The sequence below is a fragment of the Fictibacillus arsenicus genome (assembly GCF_001999465.1).
Taxonomy (GTDB): Bacteria; Bacillota; Bacilli; order Bacillales; family Fictibacillaceae; genus Fictibacillus; species Fictibacillus arsenicus.
The window spans coordinates 831123-855812 of sequence record NZ_MQMF01000001.1 but is presented as its reverse complement, the minus strand read 5'-3'; the positions used below and the strand labels follow the sequence as shown (position 1 = coordinate 855812).

At 38.8% G+C, this 24690-nt stretch carries 30 protein-coding genes; 22 read left to right on the top strand and 8 right to left on the bottom strand.

The window, feature by feature from the left end:
• Position 1 precedes the first annotated feature (1 nt).
• Together UN64_RS04275 and UN64_RS04270 are read right to left on the bottom strand one after the other, a co-directional pair.
• The gene (locus UN64_RS04275) at positions 2-1057 is read right to left on the bottom strand and encodes an LCP family protein (RefSeq protein ID WP_077360018.1); all 1056 of its coding nucleotides are present in this window, start codon (positions 1055-1057) and stop codon (positions 2-4) included.
• A gap of 189 nt (positions 1058-1246) precedes the next feature.
• Entirely contained in the window at positions 1247-1879 is a 633-nt protein-coding gene (locus UN64_RS04270) for a YigZ family protein (protein WP_077360016.1), read from the bottom strand.
• Between the two features lie 294 nt (positions 1880-2173).
• Between UN64_RS04270 and UN64_RS04265 the strand changes: the two genes are divergently transcribed.
• Entirely contained in the window at positions 2174-3322 is a 1149-nt protein-coding gene (locus UN64_RS04265) for a sensor histidine kinase (protein WP_077360014.1), read from the top strand.
• An 11-nt stretch (positions 3323-3333) separates the two neighbouring features.
• Complete coding sequence (locus UN64_RS04260; RefSeq protein ID WP_066292901.1) at positions 3334-4065, top strand: response regulator; 732 nt, start codon at positions 3334-3336, stop codon at positions 4063-4065.
• Positions 4066-4120: 55 nt separating this feature from the next.
• On the opposite strand, the gene UN64_RS04255 is transcribed toward UN64_RS04260, so the two are convergent.
• The gene (locus UN64_RS04255) at positions 4121-5920 is read right to left on the bottom strand and encodes an ATP-binding protein (RefSeq protein ID WP_077360012.1); all 1800 of its coding nucleotides are present in this window, start codon (positions 5918-5920) and stop codon (positions 4121-4123) included.
• Positions 5921-6069: 149 nt separating this feature from the next.
• On the opposite strand from UN64_RS04255, the gene UN64_RS04250 reads away from it, so the two are divergent.
• The 15 genes from UN64_RS04250 (at position 6070) to UN64_RS21480 (ending at position 17173) form a co-directional block, all read left to right on the top strand.
• Complete coding sequence (locus UN64_RS04250; RefSeq protein ID WP_077360010.1) at positions 6070-6993, top strand: ROK family protein; 924 nt, start codon at positions 6070-6072, stop codon at positions 6991-6993.
• Positions 6994-7132: 139 nt separating this feature from the next.
• Complete coding sequence (locus tag UN64_RS04245) at positions 7133-7981, top strand: DegV family protein (RefSeq protein ID WP_077360008.1); 849 nt, start codon at positions 7133-7135, stop codon at positions 7979-7981.
• Between the two features lie 48 nt (positions 7982-8029).
• Positions 8030-9526 (top strand): ATP-dependent helicase ComFA, encoded by a 1497-nt coding sequence (locus UN64_RS04240; protein WP_077360006.1) that lies wholly within the window; start codon positions 8030-8032, stop codon positions 9524-9526.
• On the top strand, positions 9523-10233 hold the full coding sequence (locus UN64_RS04235; RefSeq protein ID WP_245801956.1) for a ComF family protein: 711 nt from the start codon (positions 9523-9525) through the stop codon (positions 10231-10233). Before UN64_RS04240 ends, UN64_RS04235 begins: the two co-directional genes overlap by 4 nt.
• Before the next feature lie 80 nt (positions 10234-10313).
• Complete coding sequence (locus tag UN64_RS04230; RefSeq protein WP_077360002.1) at positions 10314-10709, top strand: TIGR03826 family flagellar region protein; 396 nt, start codon at positions 10314-10316, stop codon at positions 10707-10709.
• 88 nt (positions 10710-10797) lie between these two features.
• Entirely contained in the window at positions 10798-11064 is a 267-nt protein-coding gene (gene flgM, locus UN64_RS04225; protein ID WP_077360000.1) for a flagellar biosynthesis anti-sigma factor FlgM, read from the top strand.
• 10 nt (positions 11065-11074) lie between these two features.
• Positions 11075-11533, top strand: coding sequence for a flagellar protein FlgN (locus tag UN64_RS04220; RefSeq protein WP_171978790.1), 459 nt, complete (start codon positions 11075-11077; stop codon positions 11531-11533).
• An 18-nt stretch (positions 11534-11551) separates the two neighbouring features.
• Positions 11552-13012 carry a flagellar hook-associated protein FlgK gene (flgK, locus tag UN64_RS04215; protein WP_077359995.1) on the top strand — a complete coding sequence of 487 codons (1461 nt, stop codon included), beginning with the start codon at positions 11552-11554 and terminating at the stop codon, positions 13010-13012.
• Positions 13013-13021: 9 nt separating this feature from the next.
• Entirely contained in the window at positions 13022-13900 is an 879-nt protein-coding gene (gene flgL / locus UN64_RS04210; protein ID WP_077359993.1) for a flagellar hook-associated protein FlgL, read from the top strand.
• Positions 13901-13965: 65 nt separating this feature from the next.
• Positions 13966-14520 (top strand): DUF6470 family protein, encoded by a 555-nt coding sequence (locus UN64_RS04205; protein WP_077359991.1) that lies wholly within the window; start codon positions 13966-13968, stop codon positions 14518-14520.
• 27 nt (positions 14521-14547) lie between these two features.
• Positions 14548-14991: a flagellar assembly protein FliW gene (gene fliW / locus UN64_RS04200; protein ID WP_077359989.1), complete on the top strand. Its 444-nt coding sequence runs from the start codon at positions 14548-14550 to the stop codon at positions 14989-14991.
• Positions 14992-14994: 3 nt separating this feature from the next.
• Positions 14995-15222 carry a carbon storage regulator CsrA gene (gene csrA, locus UN64_RS04195; protein WP_077359987.1) on the top strand — a complete coding sequence of 76 codons (228 nt, stop codon included), beginning with the start codon at positions 14995-14997 and terminating at the stop codon, positions 15220-15222.
• Positions 15223-15377: 155 nt separating this feature from the next.
• Positions 15378-16106: a flagellin N-terminal helical domain-containing protein gene (locus UN64_RS04190; protein WP_077359985.1), complete on the top strand. Its 729-nt coding sequence runs from the start codon at positions 15378-15380 to the stop codon at positions 16104-16106.
• 221 nt (positions 16107-16327) lie between these two features.
• Positions 16328-16564: a flagellin gene (locus UN64_RS21995; RefSeq protein WP_425590088.1), complete on the top strand. Its 237-nt coding sequence runs from the start codon at positions 16328-16330 to the stop codon at positions 16562-16564.
• Between the two features lie 507 nt (positions 16565-17071).
• On the top strand, positions 17072-17173 hold the full coding sequence (locus tag UN64_RS21480) for a putative motility protein (RefSeq protein WP_077359983.1): 102 nt from the start codon (positions 17072-17074) through the stop codon (positions 17171-17173).
• A gap of 26 nt (positions 17174-17199) precedes the next feature.
• Here UN64_RS21480 and UN64_RS21475 read toward each other — a convergent pair whose 3' ends face one another.
• From UN64_RS21475 to UN64_RS04165, 3 genes are all read right to left on the bottom strand, one after another.
• Positions 17200-17748: a hypothetical protein gene (locus UN64_RS21475; RefSeq protein WP_077359981.1), complete on the bottom strand. Its 549-nt coding sequence runs from the start codon at positions 17746-17748 to the stop codon at positions 17200-17202.
• 11 nt (positions 17749-17759) lie between these two features.
• A complete protein-coding gene (locus UN64_RS04170) occupies positions 17760-18089 on the bottom strand; it encodes a hypothetical protein (protein WP_077359979.1) in 330 nt (109 codons plus the stop codon).
• A gap of 570 nt (positions 18090-18659) precedes the next feature.
• Positions 18660-20513: an acyltransferase family protein gene (locus UN64_RS04165; protein WP_077361138.1), complete on the bottom strand. Its 1854-nt coding sequence runs from the start codon at positions 20511-20513 to the stop codon at positions 18660-18662.
• Between the two features lie 341 nt (positions 20514-20854).
• On the opposite strand from UN64_RS04165, the gene flaG reads away from it, so the two are divergent.
• The 4 genes from flaG to fliT are packed head-to-tail and all read left to right on the top strand — an operon-like array spanning position 20855 to position 23470.
• Positions 20855-21193, top strand: a complete 339-nt coding sequence (gene flaG / locus UN64_RS04160; protein WP_245801955.1) for a flagellar protein FlaG — start codon at positions 20855-20857, stop codon at positions 21191-21193.
• A gap of 21 nt (positions 21194-21214) precedes the next feature.
• Entirely contained in the window at positions 21215-22687 is a 1473-nt protein-coding gene (locus UN64_RS04155) for a flagellar hook-associated protein 2 (RefSeq protein ID WP_077359975.1), read from the top strand.
• A gap of 31 nt (positions 22688-22718) precedes the next feature.
• Positions 22719-23120, top strand: a complete 402-nt coding sequence (fliS, locus tag UN64_RS04150) for a flagellar export chaperone FliS (protein WP_077359973.1) — start codon at positions 22719-22721, stop codon at positions 23118-23120.
• A complete protein-coding gene (gene fliT, locus UN64_RS04145) occupies positions 23120-23470 on the top strand; it encodes a flagellar protein FliT (RefSeq protein ID WP_077359971.1) in 351 nt (116 codons plus the stop codon). Before fliS ends, fliT begins: the two co-directional genes overlap by 1 nt.
• 48 nt (positions 23471-23518) lie before the next feature.
• Here the strand turns inward: fliT and UN64_RS04140 are convergent, their stop codons facing one another.
• Positions 23519-23806 (bottom strand): hypothetical protein, encoded by a 288-nt coding sequence (locus UN64_RS04140; RefSeq protein WP_077359969.1) that lies wholly within the window; start codon positions 23804-23806, stop codon positions 23519-23521.
• Positions 23807-23893: 87 nt separating this feature from the next.
• Positions 23894-24157: a YqhV family protein gene (locus UN64_RS04135; protein ID WP_171978819.1), complete on the bottom strand. Its 264-nt coding sequence runs from the start codon at positions 24155-24157 to the stop codon at positions 23894-23896.
• A gap of 333 nt (positions 24158-24490) precedes the next feature.
• Here UN64_RS04135 and UN64_RS04130 point away from each other — a divergent pair, with 333 nt between their 5' ends.
• The gene (locus tag UN64_RS04130; protein WP_066245425.1) at positions 24491-24688 is read left to right on the top strand and encodes a cold shock domain-containing protein; all 198 of its coding nucleotides are present in this window, start codon (positions 24491-24493) and stop codon (positions 24686-24688) included.
• Positions 24689-24690 lie beyond the last annotated feature (2 nt).

The window sequence follows — 24690 nt, the reverse complement described above, 5'->3', positions numbered from 1 at the left end:
ATTAAGGTGTTTCTGTATCTTCAGAGCTGTTTTCCTCTGACTCATTTGTTGAACTTTCTTTACTTGGATTGTACTCGTATCCAGGAAGTTCTAAATGAGACTTAAGCTTTTCAGATACTTCTTCAACTGAAGTTTCATCAAGCGCATAGTAATAAGCGCCGGTGCTTGTATCGTCGAAACCTTCAAGCTTCAAGTTCTCAATGGTATCAATTGATTTTGAATACTTGAATAAAGCCAAGATATTGCCAAACGTAAAGTTCGTTGCCATGTTGTCGCCAACCGAATCAATTACGGTACCGTATTTCGGGATTGACTCCATTTTTGCAGATTTCTTAATGATGGCTTCAACTAGCTGCTTCTGACGATCACCACGATAAATATCTGAATCAAGCTTACGTGTTCTTGCATAAGCAAGTGCTTCTTCAGGACCTAGTTCTTGTAAACCAGGCTCTAAATGAATAGCTCCTGCTTCATCTTTACTGTTTTGCTCAGTGATTTCTTTTTCTACATTAATTTCAACGCCGCCAAGAGCATCAACGATCTCTAGGAAAGCATCAAAATTAAGTTTTACATAATAATCGACTGGAACATCGAAAAGGTGCTCAACCGTTTCAACTGTCAGATCCATACCGCCATATGAATGAGCATGTGCGATACGGTCTGTGTTTCGTCTGCCAGGAATCTCAACTTTCGAGTCACGAGGCATGCTGACCATCTTCACTGATTTATCTTCGCGGTTGAATGTAGCTAAAATCAAAGCATCCGTTCGGACACCCTTATAATCACCATTCGCACTAAAGCCACGTGTAGAACTGTCATCGACTCCGGCTAAAAGCACTGAGAAATGATCTTCCGAAGGGTCAACTGCCTGTTCACGCTTTTCGGATTTCCCGCCGCGACCTAGTTCTTCGTTCGCATTAGAAGTTGCATTTGCTAATTTATATGTTATATAAGAGCCGTAACCTACAGATGCCAGAACAATCACCAGCAATGGAACAAAGATAAAAATTATACGACGTCGTTTTTTTCTCCTTTGGCGCATAACTTTTCTATTCATAATGGAAAACTCCTTTATCATTCAAAGAAATAAGGGCCTATACCCATAGTATAAATCTTTCGTACCAAATATATATAATGTTGGTGTCAACTTTACCGTAATTTTTTGGCAATAGTTTAATGTTAAGAGACGATAAGGAAAATAGCAACAAAATTATTGTTACATTTTGTTGAATATAGGGAAATAGGACTATATATTTTTCTCAAGATATTCCTGTTCACCAAATTGAATTTCACTCTGAGCATTTGTAAGATCTGTAATCCAGTCCCTAAATGAGTTTGCTTCTTTTATCGGTACATACATTTGAATTTCTACTTTCTCTAAGTAGTTTATTTCTTTTATGGTGTAAACCGAGTTGCGAAGTTCGTTTTCCATTTTTCCTAGAAGTGTGTAGTCGACCGTTATGTGGTTGATCTGATGCAGCTGGCGCTGAACAACACCGATGTGGTTGAGGCCTTCTGAAACAGATTTGCCATATGCACGGATTAATCCGCCTGCGCCAAGTTTGATTCCGCCGAAGTAGCGGGTTACAACGGCAACCGTGTCTTTCAATTCCCTTTTTTTGAGAACTTCTAACATCGGAACACCCGCTGTGCCGCTTGGTTCTCCGTCATCGTTTGCTTTTTGGATGTTGTCTGTTTCGCCAATCAGATAGGCAGAACAGTTATGTGTGGCACTGCTGTGTTCTTTCTTTATAGATTGGATAAAAGTAATCGCTTCTTCTTCTGTTGTGGCTCTTGCGATATGCGCAATAAAGCGGGATTTATCGATTACAATTTCGTGCTGGCCAGTTTCTTTGACAGTAAGATAGTCGGATAACATATATAGAAAAGCTCCCTTTAAATGATGTCATTAAAAATTTATAGTCAAAATTGTCGAAAAATCTTCAATCCTGTAAAGTAACATGATATTCTTCATTATAAGGTATTTTAAAAATCCTTCAAATTTCTTTAAATATTTTTAGCAAGAAAAGTCATAAAATTCCACTTCTTGGCGAATGTAGTATATAAGAAGGATTTATGGCTTATGGATAAGAAGTCCTATATGAAAATTAGGCTAGATGGTTCTAGAACTTCCGTTTGTACTTCTTTATCGTTTTAATTGGGGGAAATTTACATGTCTGCAGCTAAATTAACGATAGATCCACATTTGCTGGACGGAATATTAAATAAAACCATCGATACGGTAACCGAAAGCCAATCGCAGATCTTTGAAATCAGTGAGCATTCTCGCCAGGAATTTCAGCAGCTGCATCGTGAACTTGAATTGGTTAAGCAGCAAGTGATCGAAGTGATTTATAAAGCTGACAGAACAGAGGAATCGGCGAAATTAGCACGAACCCGCCTGGCAGAAGTAAGCAAGCATTTTCAAAAATACAGCGAATCAGATATTCGTGATGCTTATGAGAATGCCAATAAGTATCAGATTGAGTTATCAATTATTCGGCAAACCGAAAAACAGCTTCGTGAAAAAAGAGATGAACTGGAGCGGCGGATTCTGGCATTGAATGAAACCGTTCAAAAAGCTGAATCTCTGGCAGGTCAGATTTCTGTTGTGCTGAATTATCTGAACGGGGATTTAAGAAAAATCAACGAACTTGTTCAGGATGCAAAGCAAAAGCAGGAATTTGGCTTACAAATCATTGAGGCACAGGAAGAAGAGCGGAAGCGGGTATCCCGTGAAATTCATGACGGACCTGCTCAATTGATGGCAAATGTCCTAATTCGCTCGGAGCTTTTAGAGAAAATCTATACCGAAAAAGGAACTGATGCCGCCCGTGCCGAAATAAAAGACTTAAGGGTTATGGTTCGCGACTCTTTAAAAGAAGTTCGCCGGATTATATATGATTTGCGCCCTATGGCATTAGACGATCTTGGTCTTGTCCCGACACTGGATAAGTATTTACGCAACGTGAAGGAACGATCAGGGAAGACAGTTGAACTGCATGCTCTGGGTCAATCCAGGCGTTTTCCGACAAAAATGGAGATTGCTATTTTCCGTTTGATCCAGGAATCTGTCAGCAATGCAGTTAAACATTCAGATGCAAACTTAATCGAGGTTAAACTGGAGTTTACTCAAAAATTCATTTCTTTATATATTCGAGATGATGGCAAAGGATTCGACATGTCTAAACCTGCCAAATCCAATTCCTTTGGTATGATGGGGATGCGGGAGCGGGTTGAACTCCTTGAAGGTACATTAAAAGTTAAATCCCGCTTGAACTACGGTACAAGTGTTTACATTCAAATTCCCATTCAAGACTAGGAGGGTCACACATGAATAATGTTAATGTGTACGAAAATAACGCCTCAGCGCCTGAGAAAACGAGAATAGCTATTATTGACGACCACCGTTTGTTCCGTGAAGGAGTAAAACGCATTTTAGATATGGAAGATCAGTTCTCTGTTGTAGCTGAAGGTGATGATGGTTCAGAAGCGGAAAGTATCGTCCGCGATCACAATCCAGATGTAGTGCTGATGGACATCAACATGCCGAACATCAACGGTGTTGAAGCAACTCGCCGTCTTGTGGAGAAATCTCCTGATACGAAGGTAATCATCCTTTCTATCCATGATGATGAGACATATGTATCCCATGCGGTTCAGACAGGAGCATCAGGCTATCTTTTAAAAGAGATGGACGCAGATTCACTAATTGAGGCAGTTCGCGTGGTAGCTGATGGTGGAGCGTATCTTCACCCGAAGATTACGTATAACCTGCTGAACGAATTCCGCCGTTTATCTACTACGAACAAAACACAGCAAAACAAAGCTGGATTTGTAGAAGTGGAATACCGCAAGCCATTGCACATCTTAACGCGCCGTGAGTGTGAAGTTCTTCAGCTTTTGGCTGACGGGCGCAGCAACCGTACGATTGGGGAAGAGTTATACATCAGTGAAAAAACAGTTAAAAACCACGTGAGTAACATTCTGCAAAAGATGAATGTAAACGACCGTACACAAGCAGTAGTTGAAGCAATTAAAAACGGCTGGGTAAAGGTACGTTAATTTATGAGGATAGAGAAGACCTTCTATTGAGAAGGTCTTTTTTGTATGTTTGGATTTACACTCCGCTCGTTTCGAGGGCTTTTTCTTGAGTCGGAACACTGATCGGAAAGGTTAATGAGACCGTCGTTCCACAGCCCTCTTGTGATTCGATGTTCATCTTGCCGCCATGATGCTGTGCGATTTGATAACAGATTAGAAGCCCAAGGCCAGGATTACTTTCCTTGGTCGTATAAAAAGGCTTTCCGAGCATGGGTTTTATGTGATCTGGTATGCCAGGACCATCATCTTGTATGGAGACATGAATGTTTTCACCGTCTTGTTTAAGGCTGACGGAAATCGTTCCCCATGAAGGGATGGCTTCCAGTGCATTTTTTAATATATTTAAAAATAGCTGGGTCATCAGGTTTTCCTCACATTTGAAAAAGACAGGATTATCGGGCAGATCAAGCTGAAAAGTTGTTGTATGAAAGTCTGCTTCATCATCTAAAAATTTCACCGAACGTTTAAGTACTTCACTCAAGTCATGCTTTTTTTGAATAATCATGTGAGGTTTAGCTAAAATCATAAGCTGGCTGATGATGAAATTAATTCGCTCTGTTTCTCGAAGCATAATTCCTAGGAAGTGATTTTTTTCGTTAAGGAAATCTTGTGAAAGAAATAGCTGTGCAAAACCTTTTATCGATGTGAGAGGGTTTCGTATTTCATGGGCAAGACCGGCAGCAAGTTCGCCGACATATGCAAGTGTTTGAGCTTTTTCCTTAAAAGCCTGTGCCTCATAAAATGAAGTCATATCTTTTGCGATTCCAATAACGGCTGTAATGGAATTATTCAGCGAATAAGGCAGGCTCGTGATTTCAAGCTCCACTTCATGGCCATCCTTATGATAAATCGTTAGTGGGTGTTTAACGGTTTCACCTTCCATGACTCTTTTTAAGAAGTTTAGTGAATTTTGGATTTGGTTGTCTTTTAACAAGTTCGTGTAAGGCATTCTTCGAAGTTCTTCGAATGTATAACCTGTAATGGTTTCAATGGATTTGTTTGCTTTAATAAAATTCCGATCAGGACCGATCACAAAAACACCCTCTGGATTAAGATCAAAAAGTGAATTGTACCGATGCTCGCTTTCAAGAAGTTCGATTCGTTGCTGAACGATTTTTTTCTGATCAAGCTGCTCTAATATATATAGAATTAATACAATAATCGTTGCCCCTAATACGAGTAAGGTTGAAAGAATATTTATGTTTGTTAGAGGGAATTCGTTATGCCAATTAAACGTAGGTGTCCCTCCAACTAAAGCCATCTCACCGATATAATGCATAAGGCTGACTCCGCTTGTCAGTGATAGGCTGGCTATTATCAGTCTAAACTTAAACGCTTGTAAAAGTAGAATTCGAAAACCAATCCAAGAAAAAAGGAATGCAGAGCTGACGGATAAAAGAATCAAGGGTAAGTCTGTCTGAAGAGGCATATGGACATGCATGGATAGTAAACCGATTGAATGAACTAAAATTAATCCGGATCCAAAAGTAATAACAGGTGCCCAAAGTTTTTTTGGAAGCTTTTGCGCGTTATACTGAAGAAGGTAGAAAGATGCATAAGAAAATATTACCCCTGCAGCAAAAGCAAGCAACATTGTTTGGAGATCATAATACATAGGAACAGGACTTTGAATGGACAGCATGCCCATGAAGTGTGTCGCCCACACAGCGATCCCCATTGTAACGGAACCTAAAATTAAAAAACGGTGTGGTATTTTTTGCTCTTCTGACCGCTTTTGAGCCCAATCTATAGAGACTAGTGCGAAAAGAAAGCAAACGCATAGAGATAATATGACGATGTATAGATTATGATCCAATGTACTGACCTCCTTTTTACCTATGTCACATTGTAATTTCTTCCAAATACGACAATATCCTTCTTCATTCGAAAAAAAATTTTTAAGAAGTTTAAACTTTTTTATAGTGAATTAAACAGCGTGTTATATATTGAACGGTGGTGTAAAGCTTGAAAAAGAAATACATATTAGCAGCAGATGTTGGTGGAACTTCGATTGAATGTGGATTGTTTAATGCTGATGGAGAGCTATTAAATGCCAAAACGTTAATAACGAGTGAAGTCATTTTGTCAGATGTTGCAGAGTGTCTGGCAGAAGAAATGAAACGGAGAATGATTGAACAAGGAATAACAATGGAAGAAGTGTGTTGTATTGGACTAGGAGTTCCAGGGTTAGTTGATACTGAAACAGGTACGGTTTTGAAAGCACCAAGTCTGAAGTGGAATCGTTATCCGCTTGGTAAAAAACTGCATGATATTCTTGGGATCCCTGTTTTCGTTGGAAACGATGTGAATACAGGTCTATTAGGAGAAGTTGAAAAAGAAAGTCTGCAAAATGTGAAGCACGCTCTATATTTTATGATTGGTACAAGTATTGGAGCAGGATTGCTCATTAACGGAGAAGTTTATGCCGGAAGCCAGTTTTCTGCAGGTGAAGTCGGATATATGGTGACAGATAACGATGTCTTGGTTGATGGATTTCAGCCAGCCCGTCCTGGATATGGATATTTAAGCACACAGGCCGGCGGGTTTGGGATAGCTCATAAGTATAAAGAAGAGACGGGAAATCCCGTAACAACTAAACAATTGTTTAAGTTAGCGGAAGAAGGAGATCAAGCTGCGAAACAGATTATTGATGAGGCGGTGAGACATCTCACAACGGCTATCATAAATGCAGCAGCAATTCTAAATCCAGAAGTGATCCTATTAGGTGGAGGCGTTGGCAGCGAGCTTGTTCCATACTTAAGTAAAATAGATGAGAATCTCGAAAAATATGTACCTGTTAAGCCGGAATTGAGAATTTCAACTATGCAAAATCGATCTGTTTTGTATGGTGCTTATGCGTTATGCAGCAAACACTTAAAAGACCTTTAAATTCGTTAAAGGATACACTATAGAAAAGGCGAATACAAAACGAATGAGAAAAGTGAATTTGGTGAATTACTTTTCCTGATGGTGTACACTGTAAAAGGTAAAGAAAACGAGATTTTTGCATAAGAGAGGATTAAAAAATATGAGCAAGGTAGCCGTCATTACAGATAGTACTTCATACATACCCGAGCATATCCGCAGTGAAAAGAACATTGTAATGATTCCGCTCAACGTGATTTTTGACATTGAAACATACAAAGAAGAAGCAGAAATAAAAGTAGATGATTTTTACGAAATGGTCAGCCGTGAGGAGAAACTTCCCAAGACATCACAGCCCGCGATCGGCGAATTAGTCGAACTGTTAGAAGAGCTTTCTAAAGACTACGACGAAGCAGTTATGATTACATTATCCAGCGGAATTAGCGGTACGTATCAGAGTGCAGTTGCAGCTGGTGAAATGGTGGAAGGCATTTCTTTGCATGTGTTCGATTCTGAAATCAGCTGTTCACCTCAAGCGTTTTACGTATTGAAAGCGGCAGAGCTTGCATCTAAAGGTGCTAATGGATACGACATCATGAATGAACTGCTGCAGATGAAAAATAATGGAATCCCAGCGTACTTTTTAGTAGATGATTTGAATCACTTGCACCGCGGAGGCCGATTAAACATAGCGCAGCTTTTTGTAGGCAATCTATTGCAAATCAAGCCGATTCTTCATTTCGAAAATAAAATGATCGTACCCTTTGAAAAAGTACGTACAAAAAAGAAAGCGTTGAAACGCATTTTCGATCTGATGGATGAAGATCTGAATACTGATGATTGGGCAACGATCAGTGTCATACATGCGAAACGTGAAGACGATGCTGTAGAGATTGCAGAAGAACTTCGCGGGAAGTTTGTGAACGCAGATGTGTCGATCAGCTATTTCGGTCCTGTAATCGGTACTCACCTGGGTGAGGGATCACTCGGAATCACATGGATAAAAGAATAATATTGGAGAGATGACAATGCATTCTCTAACACATCAGGAGACAACTCAATGAGGTTTGTCTCCTATTTTTTAAACGATCGTTTAATAATTGCACCTGAAATACTAGTAGAAAACCCCGATTTAAAGCCAGTTCCTTTTGGTGAACTTCCTGATATAGAACTCCGATCTCTGAATTATTCTTTTAAGTATAGTGAAAAACTCCAGCAAATCCTCTATGGTAAGATGCTCCTTCTTGATGAACTCCAATTTCCTTTAAAAACAATACAAGAACATTATGAGAATGGTTTTGTCATGTACAACCCCGGTGTTAAGAAAGCCAAGTACGGGTGGCAATGCAATCGATGCGGTAATGTGAATGATCATTTATTTGCTTCATTTTCTTGCTTCCGTTGTAAAAGTGAGAGCTGTGTTTATTGCCGGAACTGTATCATGATGGGTAGAGTAAGTGTGTGTATGCCTCTTTTATCTTGGACAGGTCCAGATATGAAAGATAAATCCAATCATAATTTAATGTGGCAAGGAGAACTTTCGGCAAGACAACAAATCGCTTCTGATCGTTTTGTTGAACAAGTCGGCAAAAGTGGAGAGCTCTTGATTTGGGCAGTATGTGGAGCGGGGAAAACCGAGGTTCTATTTCATGGAATAGAAAAAGCATTGAAGATGGGTTTCCGCGTTTGCATCGCAACACCACGAACAGATGTTATTCTAGAACTCGCACCCCGTTTAAAAGAAGCTTTTCCAAACACCATAATCGCCAGCTATTATGGTGGATCTGAAGAAAGAGAAACCCCGGCACAATTAGTCCTCTCAACCACACATCAGCTTTATAGATTTAAACAAGCGTTTAACCTAATGATCGTCGATGAAGTCGATGCGTTTCCATATTCCTACGATAAAACCCTTCAGCATGCTGTCTCTACCGCCTCAAACCCAGATGCTCTTCGTATTTACCTTTCAGCAACTCCCTCTCGAACGATGAAAAAAGAAGTCATTCAAAACAAACTCCCATGTGTAAAAATACCGATCCGATTTCACGGATTTCCTCTACCTGAACCAAAAATGGTATGGAGTGGGGAGTGGAAGAAGCGTTTAGAAAGAGGAAAGTTACCTCCTGCTTTTTTGAGATGGATTAAGTCCCAAGCTGTCAGTGGAAGGCGGGCAATGATTTTCGTGCCTTCTGTATCTATTATCGAAAAAGTAACTGAACTTATAAGAGGACATGTAGAAGTCATCGTCGATTTTGTACACGCAGAAGATTCACTTAGAAAAGAAAAAGTAGCGCGTTTCCGACAAGGGGATATAATGCTTTTAATCACAACGACGATTTTAGAACGTGGTGTAACTGTCCCCTTTTTAGATGTAGCCATTTTGGGAGCTGATCACGAAGTGTTTTCTGAAAATGCACTCGTTCAAATGGCAGGGAGAGCAGGAAGAAGTAAAGATGATTATAATGGACAGGTGCTTTTCTTTCATTACGGGAAATCTTTAAGCATGCTTAGTGCAATAAAACATATCCGGGATATGAACAAGGAGGCTGGATTTTGAATTATTGCCTGTATTGTCATCAATTTTATTCTGAGACATGGTCTTGGTCAGCATTATTCGGATTAAAAGCTGAACCTTTATTATGTCAGTCGTGCACGGCGAAACTTGAGTTGATTAGAGGGGATATTTGTAGAATATGCGGAAGACCATTTTCATTATTTCCCGAGCAATATCGACAGGGTGATTCTTGTTACGACTGCATTCGGTGGGAGGAAGATGAAGAATGGGCAGGACTCCTGCAGCAAAATCGGTCACTTTATGTCTATAATGATTTCCTGAAAAAAGTGATAGCAAAGATGAAATATCGTGGCGATGCTGAATTAATCAAAGCATTCTATCCACTTTCTCGTTCAAAGTTTAAGAGCATTACCCAAAATTCCCTTCTTGTGCCGATACCATTAAGTAAAGAAAGACAATATGAGAGAGGATTTAACCAAGCGGAAATATTCGCTAAAAGTTTAACTGGTAATGTTCAACCTCTATTAAAGAGGGTAACTCATGAAGAAAAACAAAGTAAGAAAACGCGTAAAGATAGAATGGCGAAAAAGAATAACCCATTTATAGTTATCGATGAGGACGGTGTAAAAAACAAATCAATTTTATTAATCGATGATGTTTATACAACAGGCAGCACATTACGGTATGCGGCGAAAGTCATGAAAGATGCTGGAGCTGATCAAGTATCATCAGTCACTCTTGCCAGATAAATAAAGCGAATGTCCCGTTAAAACCTTTCTTTCATTTTCCGATATATAGAGAAGAGAGAATGCTAAGGAGCGGAAATGGAATGGGTGATCTATTGAACTGCCCGCAATGCGGAAAATTGTTTATTAAAGGAATTCGAAAAACGTGTGATGCCTGTTTTAAAGAAGAAGAACAGCAATACGATAAAGTATATCGTTTCATAAGAAAAAGTGAAAACCGCAACGCTACAATTGTGGATGTTAGTGAAGCTACAACTGTATCTGAAAATAAAATAATCTATTTTATCCATCAGGGAAGAATTCGTGTTAAAGGGTTCCCGAATTTCACTTATCCATGTGACGGGTGTCAAAAGCCTATTAATGACGGACGTCTATGTCAGGTGTGTAAGGAAAAATTAAAATCGGAACTCTCTATTGAAGACTTTATTATGAAAAAACAACAAGAAGCATTACCTTCTTACCATACGGATGACAATTAACCTAATTTCGTTTCATAATTTAAAGAATTTCAGGGCTTAGCCGATATATAAAGTAATAAAAAACAGTCTCTAAATGAGGTGACTAAACATGCGTATTAACCATTTTAATTCTATACAAAACAACCCTTACAAAAATCAGGTGCAAAATATGAAACATGAAAAAGTGCAGTCTGGATATAAGAAAGATGAACTTCAGATTTCGGATGAAGCTAAGAAGTTATTGTCGTCTTCAAAGTTTGAATCAGACCGTGCTGAAAAGATAACTGAAATTAAGAGTCTAGTAGATAAAGGAACATACAAAGTAAATGTTTCTGAAACAGCGAAGTCTATCATTAACTTCTGGCAAAAGGGTTAGGAGGTCATTCATGGAAACGGCACAAATGACATCATTGCTTGAACGATTGTTGAAATCTCATGAAGACCTTCTAGCTTTAGGAGAACGTAAAACAGAGGTTCTGAAACTTGGAGATATGAAGGCATTAGATGTTCTTTTAAAAGAAGAAGACCTTCAAGTGAAAAAACTGCAGATGATCGAAAAAGAAAGAATGCTTAAGTTTGCGAACGTAACTCTTGGAGACATTCTGAATCAATCAGAAGCTCCTGAAGAAGAAAAACTTCTTCATCTTCAAGAACACCTTGTCCAGGCTTATGGAGCTCTGAAAAGCAGGAACGAATTAAACCAAGAGTTACTTGAGCAATCATTGCAATACGTGAACATGTCTTTAAGCATGGTTCAGCCGCAAAGTGAACCATCTACATACAGCAATACAAAAAAGAATCCTTACGCGAATCACTCATCTTCACTTTTTGATTCGAAAGCTTAACCCTACGGAGGTATTATCATGCGCTCAACTTTTCATGGATTGGAAACAGCTCGCCGGGGAATGTTTACTCAGCAATCCGCATTGCAAACGACAGGACACAACATAGCCAATGCGAATACGCCGGGATACACTCGTCAACGGGTTAATTTTGTGCAAACTGAACCATACCCTGCAGCATCTAGAAACCGGCCAAACATTCCGGGACAATTGGGTACAGGTGTAGAAGCAGGTTCTATTCAACGTGTGCGCGAAAGCTTTTTGGATGTTCAGTTCAGATCAGAAAACAATAAATTCGGACATTGGGAAACCAGAAGCAATGCTATAGCAAAGATGGAAGACATTTTAAATGAACCTTCCGACACCGGTTTATCAAAAACAATGGATCGTTTTTGGCAATCACTACAAGACTTAGCGGTACATCCTGAAAATGAAGGAGCGCGTTCTGTAGTTCTCCAACGAGGTATCGCACTTTCCGAAACTTTTAACCACATGTCAACTTCTCTAGACGGAATCAGAAAAGATATGGGATACCAGGCAGATGTAACAGTTAAGGAAATCAACTCTATCATTGATAAAATCAATGATATTAACATCCAGATTTCAGAAGTTGAACCACATGGATATTTACCGAATGATTTATACGATAAAAGAGACAACTTAGTAGACCAGCTTTCAGGTCTGGTCAATATTAAAGTTGAGCGTGTTGAGACAGTCGATCCTAGTTTAATTGATCTCAATTTTAACCCCGATGGTAAGTATAAGATTCACCTGTTAGATGATAAAGGTGCATCACTTGGTTTATTAGTAAATGCAGACACGAATACCATTTCAAAAATTGACAGTGTAATAGATTCAAGTACAGGTGAACTAACAACATTAACATTTGAAGGAAAGAACCTTTTGGATGGAAGTGTAAAAACACAAGGTAAACTCCAATCTTTAAGAGATGCCTATCAAGAAACTTATCCTAATATGATGAAGAATTTGGACGATTTAGCTTATAAGTTTATACAAGCGTTTAATACACAACATAGTTCTGGTGTAGGTTTAGATGGTGTTGCTTCTGGGAACTTTTTTGATCCTGGAACACAAATAGGCGCTGCAAAAAATATGAAAGTTATCTTAACCGATGTGAAAAAAATAGCTGCTGCATCATCAGGAGAGAAAAATGGTGATGGATCTAATGCATTGAAGCTCGCTGATGTAAGGGAAGATGTTAACTTCCAAAGTACATATGAAGGATATATCGGTTCCATGGCAGTTGACGCTCAAAAAGCTGTAGGGATGAGTACAAACTCGATCGTTTTATTAGATTCTGTTGAGAAAAGACGACAGTCAATTAGCGGTGTTTCACTGGATGAAGAAATGACAAATATGATTCAGTACCAGCATGCGTATAATGCAGCTGCAAGAAATATTACTGTAGTAGATGAAATGCTAGATAAAATAATTAACGGTATGGGTGTCGGAGGAAGGTAGGTGTAAGTAATGCGTGTAACACAAACAATGTTATCAAATAATATGCTCCGTCATATTAGCCAAAGCTATGAAAGAATGGCTAAGACACAGGAACAGCTTTCGACCGGTAAAAAAATCAGCCGTCCATCAGACGACCCAGTTGTAGCCATGAAAGGGATAGCATATCGAACAGATTTAACAGAAGTCGAGCAATATAAAAGAAACTTATCGGAAGCATACAACTGGATGGAAAATTCGGACGCTGCTATGGATAAAGCAACAAGTGTACTTCAACGAATCCGGGAACTAACTGTCCAAGCTAGTAATGGAACTCTTGAAGAAACACAAAGAGGCATGATAGGGAAAGAAATTACTCAATTAAAAGAACACTTAGTTTCTATCGCAAATACAAAAGTTGCAGGGAAATATATATTTAATGGTAACGATACAACGAATCCTCCAGTCTTAATAACAGGAGGAACGGTTACTGTTTCAAATAACGATAAACCTGTAAATATTGAAATGTCTAATGGGATTGAAGTTCCTGTTAATATCGATCCAACTAAAGTATTTAATGATAGTCTATTTAATGATTTAAAGAATCTAGAAGATTCACTAAATGGGGACAACACTATGCCTATTGCAGACTTTCTCGATAAACTAGATAAAAATATTAATAATCTTGTAGCAGAGCGTGCTGAGTTAGGTGCCCGTTTTAACAGGGTGGAGCTAATTGATGCCCGTGTGAGTGAGCAAGAAGTGATTGCAAACCGTATACTTTCAGATAATGAGGACGCAGATATTGAGCGAGTGATCACGGACTTAAAGATGCAAGAGTCCCTTCATCGTGCAGCACTTGGAGTAGGGTCGCGAATCATGCAGCCAACCTTAATGGACTTTTTACGATAAAAATTTAGAGCTATCCTTGTGATAGCTCTTTTCTTGCAATTATTACTCTTTAGGAGGGAGTTATGATGAACGTTCCTCAACTTAGACTAGAATCAACAACTGCCAGGATTGGACTAGATATAAAGCAGCCCGTTCAAGAAATTCAGCAAACTCCTGCAGATTTACAAATTAAACAGCCAAAAGCAGAGCTACAAGTGAATACAACACCAAGTCAATTAACCATTGATCAAACAGAGGCTTGGGCAGATATGGATTTAATACACATCTCACGCAGAATTGAAGAGTTTGCACAACAAGGATATGAGGATTGGCTAACAGGTTTAGCTCGAATGTCTCAAGAAGGCGACGACTTGATGAGAGTTGAGAACGGTGGCAATCCAATAGCAGAGCACGCAAAAATGAACAGTGAAAGTCCGATGTATGAGTTTAACATCGGTTTTATTCCAAGTGCCAACAGTGTGAAAATCAATTATCAACCGAGTGAAGTGCAATTAAATTGGCAGATTTACAAACCAGAAATCGATGTTAAGATAAATAGACCTCAGCATCAGTACACTCCTGGTAAGGTAAACGTTAGTATGGAACAAATGCCTTCTTTAACAATTAACTGGACGACATAAGAATACAAAAAGTAAAGGATGATTGCGATGATACTTCATACGAAATTTGAAGAAATAATTAAGATATCTGAGAAAGATATTTTACATTTTGAACAAGGTTTACCGGGTTTTGAAGAGGAAAAACAATTTGTACTTTTACCAATGGAAGGAACTCCATTTTCAACTCTGCAATCGGTGTTCACTAAAGAATTAGCTTTTATTACAACAAATCCATTTTTATTCTTTAAGGATTATGATTTTGAATTAGTAGAATCAGTGCAAAAACAATTAAATATAAAAGAAGAATCTGATGTGTTGGTTCAAATCATCTTAACTATGCAAGAACCGTTAGAAAAATCAACAGGTAATCTTCAGGCACCTGTAGTGATAAACGTAAAGGAAAACTTGGCAAAGCAAGTAGTACTAACAGATAACAAATACCGAACAAGACATGAATTATTAGAATCTAGCTTTAACGGATGGGAGGGTTAAAGAATGCTAGTATTAACCCGGAAGTTACAGGAGGCTATTAAAATTGGTGAAGACGTTGAATTAACAGTGCTATCTATAGACGGAGATCAAGTGAAAATAGGAATTTCTGCACCTAAACACATAGAAATTCATCGTAAAGAAGTCTTTCTTTCCATCCAACAAGAGAACAACCAAGCAGCAAGTACTTCACTTAACACATTCCAAGCATTAAAAAAGTTAAAAAATACGTAAAATCTATTAAAGATGTTTCTAATTACTCCGATATAATTAATGTAGGAACAAGCAGTACTTTTAACGGCCGTAAACGTCTGCAAGCTTCCCATAAAACAAAACACATCCAACCAACCACAAGGACGTGGGCGGACACATTCAAGGAGGAAATTATAATGAGAATTAATCACAATATTGCAGCTCTTAACACTCATCGCCAGTTAAACAGTGCATCAACTGGACAATCAAAATCCATGGAGAAATTATCTTCTGGTCTTCGTATCAACCGTGCTGGAGATGATGCTGCAGGTTTAGCAATCTCAGAAAAAATGCGTAACCAAATTCGTGGTATGGAACAAGGAAGCCGCAATGCTCAAGATGGTATCTCTCTTATTCAAACTGCTGAGGGTGCTTTAAACGAAACTCATTCTATGTTACAACGAATGGCAGAATTGTACACTCAAGCTGCTAACGGAACACAAACAACAAACGATAATGCAGAAATTGATAAAGAAATTGGTCAATTATCAGCTCAAATCAATGATATTGCAACTCAAACTAAGTTCAATACTAAAAACCTTCTAAACGCAACAAGCACGATAGACTTTCAAGTTGGGGCAAATTCAACTGAAAAGATAACTTTAACTTTATCAGACAATACTGCAGCAACGCTAGGCGTTGATACTGCTGCTGGATTAACAGCATTAGATGGAACTAATGCAACAGCTACAGCTAACTTAGCTAAAGTTCAAACTGCAATTAATACAGTGTCAAGTAACCGTTCAAATCTTGGAGCTGTACAAAATCGTCTTGAGCATAGTATTAACAACCTTAATAATGGCGCAGAAAACCTAACTGCTGCGGAATCTCGTATCCGTGACGTTGATTATGCTTTAGCTGCTTAGTCAGTGACAAGCACAGTCGTCCTGGCTGGTAACGGCTAGTGAGTATTATCGGGTGAATTGCTGGGAAACCCTTAGAGCTTTTCTTGCCACAACGTAGTTGGAAACGAAAAGCGTGAAGGCTTGAAAAAAGAAAAGATTGGGTAATCAGCAGCCAAGCTCCTGTCTTGAAAAAGTGGAGAAGGTTCAACGACTAGGATAGACCATCTAAGGCGCAAGCTATGATGATGAAATCCGTAGGTGAAACAATGTACATCAGCATTGTGAATCCGAAGTGCCCGGCCCCTACTAGAATACTAGAGGGTGAAGATATAGTCTGGTCATTTATGAAAGTAAATGTTCGCACGATGGCGAAAGAAATGATGAACCAAACAAAGAATTCTATTCTTTCTCAAGCAGCACAAGCAATGTTGGCTCAATCTCAACAAACACCTCAGGGAGTTTTACAACTCTTAAGGTAATAATGAGAAGGGCGTCTAACTTGGTAACGAGTTAGAGTACCACTGGGTGAATTGCTGGAATTTCCTTAGAGCCTTTTATCCCACAACGTGACTGGAAACGGTGAGCGTGACGGGCTGAAAAATAAAAGGATTGGATAATCAGCAGCGAAGCTCCTAAGAGGAAACTCTGGAGAACGTTCAACGACTAGGAGATACTGTCTAAGGCAATCGCTATGACAATGAACTCCGTAGGGCGGTAAATCCGTTCGAAGTGCCCAGCCCCTTAAAAGCTAAGGGTGAAGATATAGTCTATTCTATGATCGAAAGACATAGTCGCGAAGCAAGCGAACCAACAACCACAAGGAGTTCTTCAACTTCTTCGTTAATTTTAAGTTTTAAAAAGAGATCTTAGCTCGTCTAAGTTCTCTTTTTTACTAAAATTAGGAGGGTTTCTATGGACATTCCTGCTCTATCCATCATGCTAAACCAATCCCAAGTTCAGCAACAAACTAATTTTTCCGTTATGAAATGGCAATGAACACAGCTCAGCAAAACAGTGCAAACTTTACAAAGATGCTAGAACAATCTGTTACACCTCACTTAGGCAGCCAGATTGATCTGAAACTTTAAAAAGATCTCTTTATAGAGGTCTTTCTTTATTTTAAAAAACACCAATGGACGATCTCGCTTACTTTCAACCCTGTTAAGGAGCGACATTTCAATATGTCAGTAATGATGTTTGGCTGTAAAGTAACTTGATAACTAAAATTAGTGTGTTTCCTTATATCTAAGTTCCTTAATACAGAACAATACAAATCAACATATTTTGTTTCGTCACTTAAAATATTTATCTTTTCTTTTAATAAGGTTAAAGCTTCATGAATTTGCTTAGTTGGAGAGGTTAGTTTAATGGGAAGGTATATGGTAGTTCTCTTTGGATTCGTAACATTACAAATTGAACTTTTTAATATTGTCTTTCGATACATGCAACTTACGAGGTAGGGTTGTACCAGCTTCAAGAAATAGTGTATCTGCATCTTGTTATAGATGACTAAACGTTTTGCTTTATCAATTTTAAATTCAAGGAGAAATTTTTCTTCTAAAAGAGAGCATAGATTTTGTAATTCTAGAGGGCTGAATGATTCTGTTGAGAGTATAATCTTTGAAGGTTGGTCGTTTACTCTTTTCAAATGACCGTCGTCCATAAATCACCAGGCTAATGAGGTTCTCGTGAAGTGAGATTGTAAAAGACAAAAGGGGATGGTTGTGTAAGAGACTGTGCATAGTAGATTTCTGTAAAACCATCTTTTACTCGCGCACCGTTCACTTTTCTATATTTAATAGGAGGAAAAGAAAGAACGGTTGTTAGCTGGTTTCTCGAATGTTCACACCACTGTTTATCTTGCCATTTATGTGAAAAACGTAACCTCGGTCGTTTGTTTTTTTCAATGGTTAAATTTCCATCTCCTAACAACTTACCGATTACCATAGAAATGACTTTAGAAGGTAAAATTTTATTTATTTCTTCGACTAATTCAGCTTCCATACAAACCTCCTTTAAGTTCCTTTTTCTATATTTTACTAGATTTTGAAACCACCTGTCATATTTTTTACATTTCAACACTTTTTCTAATCGAGGTACAGTTGCTGTTAAGAGGCGGAACGTAACTGAATCCGATTAGGTGTACCTCTATACACCTTATTACTGACAATAGGAATCGGCTCTACCTTCATTTGAAAAACTAAGTTTTATCGGACAGTGTTTCGAACATCTAATCAGCTTACTTATGAAATTACCATCTCAGCTTATTACCTGCCTGTGCTTACGGATTTTAAAAGATCTGCCACAAGTGGAATTCCCTGAGCAGTAAGGAAAAGAAAATCCGCTAACAGGCGGAGATGAAGAAGAATAGAAGACAGGGGCTGACTCTATGGTCAAGCCCTTTCTTTATTTTTGTTTGGTTCAAAACATGTATGTTTCGACTCATAGACTCTTAAGTTTGACTCATAGAAATTACTTTATGTTCATAGCCCCGTTACAAAGACTCATAGAGAGTGGATAAAGACTCATAGATCTCTACTTTGACTCATAGAACTCAAATTTCGACCCATTGACTCACTTTATATGGTTTATCAGATACTCAGCGTAAACTCTTGCTCCAGTCAGCGTAAGATGCACACCATCATTTCCAATGTACTCAAGGTGTGATTTACTGAACGAGAACCAGTCTACTACCTGCACATTGTTATAATCTCTCGCAACTTCTTTCATGGTATCGTTGATTTCATTTTGCCATGGTTTTGGTACACGTGTAGTAATCATATACACATCACGGTTTGTTCCGATATCTTTAATTAATTCAGCGAGTTTTTCCTCAGAAAGCGGTCCATTTGCTCCAAGCTCGATGACAACAATCTCTCCTAAGCTGCCATTGTTTTTCTTTTGCTGCACGATATCTTCGGCTTCTCTAAATTGACGTCCGATTTTTGCATCAACCTCTACATTCTCGAAAGCTTCTTCAAGGTGTGGCGTTACATCGATCATGACGGAATCTCCAATAACTGTTACTGACTTGTTTGCCCATGCAGGAGGCGTTTCGATCTGGGGTGTTTCTTCTTTCGGCTCCTCTTTTTTAGGCTCTTTTTTTGGTGTTTCAGGTTTAGTGTCCTGTTCGTTTATCTTATTCTCTGTTGGCGGTTCTTCTTTTCCGACTTTTTCTTGTATCGTATTGATCACGTTGTCTTTACTGAGCGCAACAGATGTTGTTGTGAGACCTATAGTAGAGATCGTTAAAAAGACGCAAAGGATACTTGCTGTTGTGACAAAGCGTCCAATAAACGATTTTTCCCGTCTCCACTCTCCGCATTTCACAACTCGGCAGAATCGGGTTAACGCTCCTTTTCGTATTGGATTTTCGATGAACGTCCAAGATAGGCTTGCAAAACTCAAAATTAAGCACATCTGCAGCAATGTTCGAATTAAACTGGGTGCATCTGCTCCCCATTGCGGGCTAGTAAGCACAATCACCGGAAAATGCCATAAGTAGATTCCGTAAGAACGAACACCAATCCAGCGCAATGGTTTGAAGCTTAATATGGTGTTCAGCTTACTGGATGGATGCACGATTACAGCCACTACGAGCAGTGAAGCAACAGACATCGCCACCATACCGCCTTGATACAGGAAGTCTTGATACTGGTCCGTACTATAGAACATGTAGAAAATGAAACCTAAAGCAAATAAACCGACAAAATCTAGTTTCCAGCGAATCTCAGATGGCAAGTTCGTTGATAGTTTTCGGCTCGGCCAGATAACTGCTAAGCTAGCACCAAGTAATAGGGAAAAGATTCGTGTGTCTGTTCCATAATAAACACGGCTCGGATCAGTTCCTGGTTCATACAAAAGCGTCATGGCTGCAGCTGAAGCGATTGCTCCAAGCAGCATAAGAGAGAACAAAGATCCTTCTTTCGCCTTCATTTTCAAGACTAGTAAAATCACAAGCGGCCATAGGATATAGAATTGCTCTTCCACCGCGAGGGACCAAAAGTGAGTTAAGAGGGAAGGTGGGCCGAAACTTTCAAAATACGAAAGCTCTTGGAAAATATACCACCAGTTGCTGACGTATAGAATCGCTGCGACCGTATCCTCTTCTAATCGATCTAACATAGACTGTTCAAAGATTGTAACCCATGTGATAACGACTAGTAGCATTGTGAACATAGCAGGCAGCAATCTACGTGCCCGGCGAATCCAAAAGTTTCTAAAATTAATCCGATCGGTTGTAACAAATTCAGTGATCAATAGATCGGTAATTAGGTATCCTGATAAAACAAAAAAGACGGTAACTCCTAGTAAGCCTCCAGCAGCCCAGTCAAAGTTTAAATGATAGGCGATGACGGCAAGAACGGCAATCGCCCGTAATCCGTCAAGACCCGGAATGTATCTGTTTTTATGTAGAGGTTGTTCAATGGCTGCATTCTGTTTGGAGCCAGCTTTAGGGGACTGGCTGCGTTTCTTTGGCTGTTTTTTCTGTCTATCTTTCATTATTGCCATTATCCTCTCATTAGTTTTATTTTAGGATTTTATTTTTAGTAGTTTAATTTTTTGTATTTATAAGATTGGTGTTTATTGTTAATTTTATTTCATTAATCTTCTTCAACATCAACTATTTTACAATAAAAAACCGTGTATGAGAGCAGTTTCATAGAATTGTAATAAAGTTTCTTCTATTTTTCTTTTCCCCTTCTTCCTTAACAATTATATGTACAATCCGATATAAGATTTAGAGAAAAATTAAAGGGGCGATGAAGGTGGAACTACAATCTATTAGTTCTCCTGTTATTCAAAAATCTGAGCCTGTGCTTAAAAGCCAAAACACACAAGAAACTACTCCTCAAGCCGAAGCTTCAGTACAAGCAAAACCAAGTAAAGAGAAGTTAGAAAAAGTAATTAGTGCGATGAACGATATGCTGGAACCGGCACATACTTCGTCAAAGTTTGTTCTGCATGAGAAACTGAACGATTATTATGTGCAGATTGTGGATGAAGTGACTAAGGAAGTTGTAAAAGAAATTCCGAATAAAAAGTTCCTTGATATGTATGCAGAAATGATCGACTTTATGGGTATCTTTGTAGATAAAAAAATTTAGGGACGGTGATGAACCGTGAGCATGAGAATTGGTGGATTAGCGAGTGGAATGGACATTGACTCACTCGTTAAAGATTTAATGAGAGCTGAGCGAATTCCGTTAGATAAGTTATCACAGAAGAAGACCACTTTGGAGTGGCAGCGCGATGATTATCGGTCGATGAATAGGCTATTAAAAGATCTAGATAATTTGATTTTCAGCGGTATTAATATGCAGGGGAGTTTTTCAAAGAAAGCTGTTACAAGTTCTAACTCCAGTGTTGTTTCCGCAACTGCGAATGGGAATGCGGTTAATACATCGACAGCAATCAATGTAACAAAACTCGCAAAACCTGCAATGTGGGTAACAGAAGGGACTCTTGCAGAAGGGTACACAGCTGCTGCTGATGTTAAGCTGTCTTTTTCCGTTAAAAGTGGTGATGGATTAACTACTTCCACGCAAACAATTGATATTGTTAAAGGAGATAGTATTGACACTATTGCTTCTAAGTTTAATTCTTCAGGCCTTGGAGTAACTGCTTTTTATGATGAACAACAAGATAAATTTGTTATTACTAAAAAAGATACAGGTGATCAAGCTTCCATCATAATAAATGACACGGGACCCGGAACTGAAACTTTTATGAAGAGTTTAGGTTTTACAAACGCAGTCACTAATGGAGAAATTGCCACTACAGGTAAAACGCAAGGTGGTTTGGCAGAATTTACGATTAATGGCTATGCAACGAAAAGAGCGACGAACTCATTTCCAATTAGCGGTGTCACGTATAATCTCCAGCAAATTGGGTCTGCAAATATTTCAGTTTCAAGCGATACAAATGCAACCGTAGATGTTATTAAGAGTTTTGTTGATAAGTACAATGAAACAATTGAAGCCATTAATAAGAAGACAAGTGAAACAAGATATCGTGATTTTCCTCCTTTAACCGATGAGCAACGTAAGGATCTTTCTGAGAAAGAAGCTGAACTGTGGGATGAGAAGGCAAAGAGTGGTATGCTGCGCCGCGATTCCATTCTTTCCAGCGGATTGAACGCCCTGCGTCAGGATATGTATTCAACGATTAATACCGGAGATACAAAATATGATCAGCTTTCTGAAATCGGAATTACCACGACTAGTATTTATCAAGATAAAGGGAAGTTAGAGATTGATGAAAAAAAGCTTCGGGAAGCGTTAGCAACGAATCCTGATGCTGTAATGAAGCTATTTACTGGCACTACTTCTGACGAGGGAATAGCTAAAAAACTTCGGGCAACGATTGAAGCTACTAAAAAGAAGATTGAATCAAAAGCTGGAAATACCGGGGGAACAAATGCAACATTCACTCTCGGCCGTGAATTAACAGATGTAGATAAACGAATCTCAGCATTCGAAGATCGTTTAGTTCAGGTGGAGAACCGCTACTGGAGACAATTCTCTGCTATGGAGCAAGCTATCCAACGTTCTAACCAACAAGCCATGTACTTAATGCAGCAGTTTGGCGGCGGACAGTAATCTTTAAACCAAAAAGGAGTGTTACCTTTACATGTCCATACTTAACGCGAACAAGGCGTATCAGAATAACTCAGTCCAAACGGCGTCTCCCGGCGAGTTGACGCTCATGCTCTATAACGGATGTTTAAAATTTATTGGTCTCGCTCGTACGGCGATCGAAATGAAGAATACAGAAGAGAAGAATAAGAATCTCTTAAAAGCACAGAAGATTATTCAGGAATTAATGGTCACGCTGAACATGGATCTGGAAGTTTCGAAGTCTTTGATGCAGATGTATGATTACATTAACCGCCGTCTGATAGAGGCGAACATTCAAAGTGATGTTGAAATCCTGGATGAAGTGGAAGATTATGTTCTGGATTTCCGCAATATGTGGAAAGAAGTGATCCAGATTAACCGCCGCATTCAGCACGGCGAGGCTGGACGCGTGTAATGTCCGCCGTTAAGATCTTGCTGGAGATTACGAAGAACCTGTTTGACCATGTGAGGAGCGGGCTTCCAAAAGAGGAACGCGAACCTTACATCGAGCGGTTGAACGAGCTACTGGATCAGCGTCAGACGATTATGGGTAAGCTACCTGCTACGTATTCAGAGGAAGAGCAGCGTATGGGGCAGATGATTGTGAAGATGAACGAGACAATTGAACCTTTGCTGGTGCGCCAGTTTGAAGAGATCAAGCACAATCTCTCTATGATGAAGAAAAAGAAAGAAACAAACGTTCAGTATGCGAACCCGTATCAGACGCTGTCGGCGGATGGTATGTATTTTGATAAGAAGAATTAAAAAGTGGTTTACATTTAGATCTCCTTTTGTACTCTAAAGGAGATCTTTTTAGTTATCGTTAAACGGTTTTGGTTTTCTAAATGCTATTGCACCAGAGGCAATAAAAAGAATTCCAGGAATTTTTAAAAAAGGTATAAAAAAAGAAATCAAACCAATAAAGATCATGACACAAGCATATATTTGATGATCTATTTTGAGTACAAAACAACTCATAATAATAGCAAAAATCATCAGAATAATTGGTCCGGGACCTAAAAGAAAAATGGAAGGTATGCTGATTAATAGACCCATTATCCCCCCTGTAATTCCAAGACGTAATTCAGTAGTTCTTTTCATATCTAATACTCCCTTATATTACTTACCTTATACTTCAATATAACTTAAAAAGTCAGCTGATGGTTAATCTGCTAGCTATTTTCCCAATTATCTTTTTATCCCATAAACAATACAAATAATCCCTAGCATGATCCATAACAAGCTTGAGAATGAAAGTTTGGTAGATAACCCATAGATTCCTATTGTCATCGTGGAGAAAAAGATAATGGGTCCGACCATAGAGAGCAGGGAATTGATAACGAGTGCACGTTCTACGGTATTGTAATGCAGCATGAAAAGGGCTGCAGTGATTTCGAGGGTTCCAGATAAAATGCGGATTACTGCCATGCTGAGGACGACTTTTTCAATCATATGCAGCAACGTCCATTGCCTCCTTTTTAAACACTTGTTTAAGTTTAAGTTACATAGCTTATATATTGCATTATATGTGGCCAAGCCTGAATTAGAAGTGTGAAAATTGCTGAGTATTAACCAAGCAACCTCATGTGAACTAAAAATAGCATAATCGAATAAAATACGAATAGAATGTATGTTTATTCATTTTAACCAACTAAGATTTTTCGACAAAACTTCTTATTATTCGCTAATCTTAAGCCTTTGACAACTTTTTTGGGTATGTGTCATACTATGAAGTGTATAGATTTACTATACAAAGATTCGCATGATGAAGGGATTGTGAAAGGCATGTTAGGAAAAGTAAAATGGTTTAACGCAGAAAAAGGTTTTGGATTTATTGAGCGCGAAGACGGGGACGATGTGTTCGTACATTTCTCCGCAATCAACACTGATGGATTCAAAAGCCTTGACGAAGGTCAGCAAGTTGAGTTTGATATTGTAGATGGCGCACGTGGGCCTCAAGCGGCTAACGTAACTAAACTATAATT

What these genes read in the sequence shown, in the direction of transcription:
- UN64_RS04220 (WP_171978790.1), top strand. Translation starts at nt 11,075, where the DNA reads ATGGAAACGGCACAAATGACATCATTGCTTGAACGATTGTTGAAATCT.
- UN64_RS04155 (WP_077359975.1), top strand. Translation starts at nt 21,215, where the DNA reads ATGAGAATTGGTGGATTAGCGAGTGGAATGGACATTGACTCACTCGTT.
- UN64_RS04205 (WP_077359991.1), top strand. Translation starts at nt 13,966, where the DNA reads ATGAACGTTCCTCAACTTAGACTAGAATCAACAACTGCCAGGATTGGA.
- flgL (WP_077359993.1), top strand. Translation starts at nt 13,022, where the DNA reads ATGCGTGTAACACAAACAATGTTATCAAATAATATGCTCCGTCATATT.
- UN64_RS04190 (WP_077359985.1), top strand. Translation starts at nt 15,378, where the DNA reads ATGAGAATTAATCACAATATTGCAGCTCTTAACACTCATCGCCAGTTA.
- fliW (WP_077359989.1), top strand. Translation starts at nt 14,548, where the DNA reads ATGATACTTCATACGAAATTTGAAGAAATAATTAAGATATCTGAGAAA.
- UN64_RS21995 (WP_425590088.1), top strand. Translation starts at nt 16,328, where the DNA reads ATGATGAAATCCGTAGGTGAAACAATGTACATCAGCATTGTGAATCCG.
- UN64_RS04265 (WP_077360014.1), top strand. Translation starts at nt 2,174, where the DNA reads ATGTCTGCAGCTAAATTAACGATAGATCCACATTTGCTGGACGGAATA.
- flgM (WP_077360000.1), top strand. Translation starts at nt 10,798, where the DNA reads ATGCGTATTAACCATTTTAATTCTATACAAAACAACCCTTACAAAAAT.
- UN64_RS04245 (WP_077360008.1), top strand. Translation starts at nt 7,133, where the DNA reads ATGAGCAAGGTAGCCGTCATTACAGATAGTACTTCATACATACCCGAG.
- UN64_RS04260 (WP_066292901.1), top strand. Translation starts at nt 3,334, where the DNA reads ATGAATAATGTTAATGTGTACGAAAATAACGCCTCAGCGCCTGAGAAA.
- UN64_RS04270 (WP_077360016.1), bottom strand. Translation starts at nt 1,879, where the DNA reads ATGTTATCCGACTATCTTACTGTCAAAGAAACTGGCCAGCACGAAATT.
- UN64_RS04135 (WP_171978819.1), bottom strand. Translation starts at nt 24,157, where the DNA reads ATGATTGAAAAAGTCGTCCTCAGCATGGCAGTAATCCGCATTTTATCT.
- UN64_RS21475 (WP_077359981.1), bottom strand. Translation starts at nt 17,748, where the DNA reads ATGGACGACGGTCATTTGAAAAGAGTAAACGACCAACCTTCAAAGATT.
- UN64_RS04170 (WP_077359979.1), bottom strand. Translation starts at nt 18,089, where the DNA reads ATGGAAGCTGAATTAGTCGAAGAAATAAATAAAATTTTACCTTCTAAA.
- fliS (WP_077359973.1), top strand. Translation starts at nt 22,719, where the DNA reads ATGTCCATACTTAACGCGAACAAGGCGTATCAGAATAACTCAGTCCAA.
- UN64_RS04140 (WP_077359969.1), bottom strand. Translation starts at nt 23,806, where the DNA reads ATGAAAAGAACTACTGAATTACGTCTTGGAATTACAGGGGGGATAATG.
- UN64_RS04240 (WP_077360006.1), top strand. Translation starts at nt 8,030, where the DNA reads ATGAGGTTTGTCTCCTATTTTTTAAACGATCGTTTAATAATTGCACCT.
- UN64_RS04130 (WP_066245425.1), top strand. Translation starts at nt 24,491, where the DNA reads ATGTTAGGAAAAGTAAAATGGTTTAACGCAGAAAAAGGTTTTGGATTT.
- fliT (WP_077359971.1), top strand. Translation starts at nt 23,120, where the DNA reads ATGTCCGCCGTTAAGATCTTGCTGGAGATTACGAAGAACCTGTTTGAC.
- UN64_RS04230 (WP_077360002.1), top strand. Translation starts at nt 10,314, where the DNA reads ATGGGTGATCTATTGAACTGCCCGCAATGCGGAAAATTGTTTATTAAA.
- UN64_RS04275 (WP_077360018.1), bottom strand. Translation starts at nt 1,057, where the DNA reads ATGAATAGAAAAGTTATGCGCCAAAGGAGAAAAAAACGACGTCGTATA.
- UN64_RS21480 (WP_077359983.1), top strand. Translation starts at nt 17,072, where the DNA reads ATGGCAATGAACACAGCTCAGCAAAACAGTGCAAACTTTACAAAGATG.
- flgK (WP_077359995.1), top strand. Translation starts at nt 11,552, where the DNA reads ATGCGCTCAACTTTTCATGGATTGGAAACAGCTCGCCGGGGAATGTTT.
- csrA (WP_077359987.1), top strand. Translation starts at nt 14,995, where the DNA reads ATGCTAGTATTAACCCGGAAGTTACAGGAGGCTATTAAAATTGGTGAA.